Annotated in this window: 1 protein-coding gene; it reads left to right on the forward strand. The window is 70.9% G+C overall.

Going from position 1 to position 5,898, the window contains the following annotated elements; translation table 11 throughout:
- Window positions 1-35: 35 nt before the first annotated feature.
- Window positions 36-5,898, forward strand: a 5,863-nt coding sequence (locus tag B1964_RS27320; protein WP_253194230.1) for a non-ribosomal peptide synthetase, incomplete at its 3' end; no start/stop codon positions are given.

Raw genomic sequence — 5,898 nt, forward strand, 5'->3', positions numbered from 1 at the left:
TGCGGGCGCATCTCATTGCGACCCTGCCTTCGGTGATGTGGCCGCGGCGGGTGCTGATGCTCGATCGGTTGCCGACCGGGCCGACCGGCAAAATCGATCGCGACGCCGTGGCGCACGCGGTGGCCGGGATCGCGCTGCAAGAACCGGAATTCGTGGCCGCCACCTCCGACGTCGAATGCGCGCTCGGCGAGATCGTCGCCGACGTTCTTCGGGTGGAACGGGTCTCGATGGCTGCCTCGGTCATCGACCTTGGCGGCACCTCGCTGACAATGCTGGAGATCATGGCGCGCCTCGGCGCACGGGTGGGCCGTCCGCTGCGCATCGGCGAGCTGACCCCTGCCACCACCTTGGCCGAGATCGCCGCACGCGTCGGCGCCGGTGACCTCACCGCCGCCACCACACCGGCCACCGCGCCGGTAGTGACGCCGGCACAACACCAGATCTGGGCGTTGAACCGCTCCAACCCGGCCGACCACGTGTACCACCTCGCCGTGCGGGTCGAGTTCGCACCGGGTACGGGAGCCGACCCGGTGACCGCGGATCTCGTCACTGCGGATCTCGTGACTGCGGATCTTGTGACATCGGCGCTGACCGACCTCGCCCTGCATCACGACGCGCTGCGCCGCGTCTTTCCTGCCCGGCCCGACGGCACCCCGACCATGCGTCTACTACCCACCCAGGTGATGGTCGACGCGATGCCGATCACCCGGGACACACTGAGCCCGAGCATGGTTCGTTCCGTGGTGGCCGCACCCTTCGATCTGACCGTCGACCCGCCGTGGCGTGCCGTTCTCGACGACAGCCGCGGCGCGGTGTCGATGGTGTTCGTGGTCCATCACATCGCGGTCGACGGCTGGTCGATCCCGATCCTGGTGCGGGACATGTTGATCGCAGTCGCCGCACGCACCCGCCACCGGCTGCCGGAGTTCCCCGGGCCCGGAGACTTCGGTGGCGCTCGACCCGCCGCCGATTCCGATGCGGGACACAGCTACTGGCGTGACGTGCTCGCCGGTGCCCCGACGCGACTCGCGCTGCCCGAGGCCCGCGCGGCCGGTGAGGTCTCTACCGAGGCGGTTCATCTGGAACGGGTCGTCGACGCGAGGCTCTCGGCGGCGGCCACCGCACAAGCCGCCGGCGCCGGCGCGACCCTGCAGGCGCTGGTCCGGGTGGCCGTGGCCGCCGTACTTGCCGGTGTCGTCAGCGACGACGACGTCGTCATCTCGGTGCCGACCTCAGGGCGCTGGAGCTCCTCCGACCTCGAGCGGGTCGGCATGTTCGTCCGGACGGTCCCGGTACGGTCTCGCGCAGTCGCGTCGCAGACCATCGCCGAGGCACTCGCGGGATCGGTGGCCGCGCTGCAGGCCGGGATGCGCCACGCCGACACCGCACCCGCACAGCTCGCCGATGTGGTGCTGGCGCAGGCGAATACGATGGACGGCGGCGAACTAGGCCGTGACACCGGGCTGTCGCGGCGCGCGCTGATCCGCTCGGCCACCCCGATCCGCACCGGGAGAGCCCGCACCGCACTGGAATTCGTCGTCGACGACAGCGGAGAACAGCTGCGATTGGCTCTGACGGTGGCACCCGACCGCGTCGATCCCGACGGCGCCGCGATTCTCCTCGACTATGTGGTCGACACACTGACCCGGCTGGCACTCGCCGACCCGGCCACCCCCGTCGGGTCGTGCACCCCGACCGGACGTGGTGTCGCCCCACAATGCCCGGTGGCCGGCACCGACCCGATCCACGCGCTGCTCGCGCACGTCGGCGCCACCCCGCACGCCATCGCCGTCACCGACGCCCGAACATCGATGACCTACGAGCAACTGTCCACGCGCGCATTCGAGATGGCGATGGATCTGCGTCGGGTCGGGGTGCGGGCAGGTGACCGGGTGGCCCTGCTGCTCGGCCGTGGTGCCGAAACCGTGGTGGCGATGGTTGGCACCCTGATGGCCGACGCCGCCTACGTTCCGCTCGACCCGGAACATCCGCCCGCACGCACCGCGGAACTCATCGCCGCGACCTCCCCGGCGGCGATCGTGGGCGACGGCCTGCTGATCGAACCCGGCCCGGGCCTCGGGACCGCGCCCCGCCGACCGGGGATCGCCTACGTCATCCACACGTCCGGATCGACCGGACGGCCCAAAGGTGTTGCGGTGTCGCGTACCGCACTGGCCGCGATGCTCGGTGCCGCCCTCGACGTCGTCGACGCCACCCCCGCCGACGTGTGGAGCGCGACGCACTCGCACACCTTCGACTTCTCGGTGTGGGAGATCTTCGGCGCACTCTGTTCCGGTGGCCGCGTGGTGATCGTCGACCGCACGGTGAGCCGGGATCCGGTACTGCTGAGTGCAACCCTGAACGATTGTGGCGTCAGCATTCTCTCGCAGACCCCGACGGCGTTCGCGCGGCTCGCCGCACCGGATGGTCCCGGTTCGTCGAGTAGCAGCGGCTCGCGGTTGCCGGCCTTGCGGTGCGTCGTGTTCGGCGGCGAGGCGCTGCAGGCTCCTGCGCTGTACGACTGGGCGCAGGCCAATCCTCGTGTGCGCCTGATCAACATGTACGGCATCACCGAAACCACCGTCCACCTCACCGCCACCGATGTCGACACCACCGACGCCCGCAGCCTGATCGGCGCCCCGTTCGCCGGAGTCGGCTGGTCGGTGCGCGACCGGCATCTGCGTCCGGTGCCGGTGGGCGGACTCGGCGAACTGTACGTCAGCGGCGCGCAAGTCGCCGACGGCTACCTGCACGCGCCCGCCCTGACCGCGAGCCGCTTCGTCGCCGACCCCGACGGCTGCGGCACACGGATGTACCGAACAGGCGATGTGGTGCGGTTGATCGCGCCGGATCGGCTTGCCTACCTGGGCCGGTCGGACGATCAGATGCAGGTGCGTGGTCATCGCGTCGAGCCCGCCGAGATCGCCGCGGCTCTCGTCGAGGCGCCCGGCGTCCGCGAGGCACGCGTGGTGATCGCCGGCGGGACACAGCCCGGGGATGAACAAATCCTCGCCTTCGTGATCGACGACGACACCACCGACGACGACCCCACCGGCAGCGAGGTGTCGGCCGCCGGGCGCGAAGCAGTTCTGCAGCGCGCGTGCGCCGCTCGGCTGCCCGGGTATCTGATGCCCACGCGCATCGGCGTCGTCGAGCGCTGGCCACTCACCGACAATGGCAAACTCGACCGGCAGGCCCTGATCGCCGGGCTGCCCGCGATGACCGGTACCCCGGCGCCGCTGACCGCGGCACAGCGTCGCGTCGCCGAGGTGGTGGCAGAGATCATCGGGGAACCCGGGCCGCAGGTAGGTGGGCAGGCTCCGCGCGAGTGGGGACCTCAGCAGTGGGGACCCGACGTCAACTTCTTCTCCGTCGGCGGAAACTCGTTGTCGGCGGCGCGACTTGCCGCACGGCTGTCGGGACCGGGCACCCAGGTCACCGTCGCCGACATCCTCGCCACACCGACCATCGCCGGACTGACCGAACTGGTTGCCGCCGACGCTCACACACCGCAGGTACGGTCACGTGACGTCCTGTGGCCGGCGCAGCGTGTCCTGTGGGATGCCCATCGCGGACAGCCCGATTCGGTCGCGTACCATCTGGCGTTGCGACTCACGGTACGTGCCGAGGTGCCCGTGGTGCGGGCAGCGCTGCTCGATCTCGCCGACCGGCATCCGATGCTGCGCGCGGTGTTTCCCGATCGCGGGGACGCAACTCCGGAGATCGTCGTCCTCCACGCCGAAGCTCTCACCGGGAATCCGCCGATCACCCAACGCGATACGGTCCCCGACACCGGTCAGGCCGCCGAGATCGTCAATGCCCCCTTCGATCTGACCACCCGCCCGGCATGGCGCGCGGTGCTCGCCGACTCACCCGCGGGCACCGGCATCGTGCTCGTCGCCCACCACATCGCCGTCGACGGCGCCTCGGTACCGATACTCCTCGACGACCTGCACACGGCGCTGACGGCACGCCTGCGCGGTCGCAGCCCACGCTGGGTCGAGCAGCCCGACGAGCTGCAGGTCTCGGTACGCGATGACGACACCGACTATTGGAGAACGGTTCTCGACGGCGCACCCGCACACCTCGCCCTCCCCGAACCGCCCCGACGGCACCCGGAGGTCGAGAAACCCGCAGTGGTCCACGAGCGCCGTATCGACGCCGCTACCGCCGCCGCGGTCAACGACGTGGTGGCGGGAGCCGGCACCACGCTGTATTCGGCACTGTGGGTGGCCCTGGCCGCGACACTCGCCGCCGTCACCGACTCCGACGACGTGGTCGCGGCGATCCCGGTTGCCCTGCCCGGCGGACCCCGCGTCGGTATGCGGGCCACCACCGTTCCGCTGCGGTGGTCGGCAGTGACGGCGGACCGGCGCCCCGTCGTTGCGCTGCCGATTGACGAGGCACTCGTGCACGCACACCGCACGATCGCCGATGCCGCCACTCACGCCGCGTCGGCGCCGGCGACCCTGCCCGACGTGCTGCTCGACCATGCCGCCCCGCTGCCTGACCCGCCGGGACCGCTGATCACCGGCATCACACCGATCGATGTGGGAATCACCCGTACCGCACTCGAATTCACGGTGCGTACGGTCGACGACGGAGCGCTGTCGGTGCAGGTGACGGCGTCACCCGCCCGGGTCGACGCCGCGGCGGTGGAGCCGATGCTCGAGTATTTCGTCGCCGCCCTGACGGCCTTGACCGACTCGTCGACACGGTGTGTGGCCGAGTGCCTGCCTGCCGGTGTTCTCGCCCAGCCCACTTCTGTTCACCCCAGTGTTTCTGCGCAGTCGATCGATCCCGTCGACGCGGTCCGCGCCATGGCGACGCGTCAGCCCGACGATGTGGCGATCGTCGACTCCGACGATGTGCTCACCTACCGCGACCTGTGGTGTCGTGCCGAGCAGGTGGCCGAGAAGTTGCTTGCGGCCGGGACCCGTCCGGGAACCGCGGTCGTGCTGGCATTGCGCCGGGGGACTGAGGCGGTCGTGGCCGCGCTGGGTGTGCTTGCCGCGGGCGCGGTGTTCGCGCCCGTCGACCCGGACCTGCCACCGGCGCGACAACGGTTGCTGAACCGCCGAATCGGGCCCGGTGCGACGATTCGCGAGGGCCTCGAGATCAGCCCCGCCCACAGCGGGACCGGCCCCGCGGTGCCCGGCGCCGCCTATGTCGTCCACACGTCGGGATCGACCGGCGCACCCAAGGGCGTGGTCGTCGACCGGACCGCGATGGCCGCGATGCTCGGCGCCTCACTCTCTCGTCTCGGGTGCACCGGTGAGATGGTCGGGAGCTGGTCGCACGCATTGGCCTTCGACGCCTCCGTGTGGGAGGTGTTCGGCCCGCTCGCCGCGGGCGGACGGGTCGTCGTCTTCTCCGACGACGACGTCCGCGACCCGGCACGCTTCGCCGCCGGCCTGACCCGTCATCGCGTGACCCACTGCGCACAAACCCCGAGTGCGTTTGCGCGACTGACCGATTCCTCGGCGCTCCAAGCGCTCGCCGGCACTGCTGACGTGTCACTGGCGTCGCTGCGAACAGTGATCCTCGCGGGTGAGGCCGTCGACCCGGCGCGGTTGCGCGGATGGGCGTCGGCGCACCCCGAGGTACGGCTGCTCACCATGTACGGGCCCACCGAGACCACCGTGCAGGTGCTCTGCGGGGAGATCGACCTCGACGATGACCGCCCGATCGTCGGCACACCACTTGACGGCGTCCACGCCGAGGTCTGCGATCGGCACGGGCGGGCCGTACCGCTCGGTGGACGCGGCGAACTCCAGCTCTCCGGGCCGCAACTCGCGCTCGGCTATCTCGGTGACCCCGCGACGACCGCGACGCGATTCGTGGCCGGCCCCGACGGCACCCGCCGCTACCGCACGGGTGATCGGGTGCGGCTGGGGG

This window comes from Gordonia sp. i37 (assembly GCF_002043085.1).
Taxonomy (GTDB): Bacteria; Actinomycetota; Actinomycetes; order Mycobacteriales; family Mycobacteriaceae; genus Gordonia; species Gordonia polyisoprenivorans.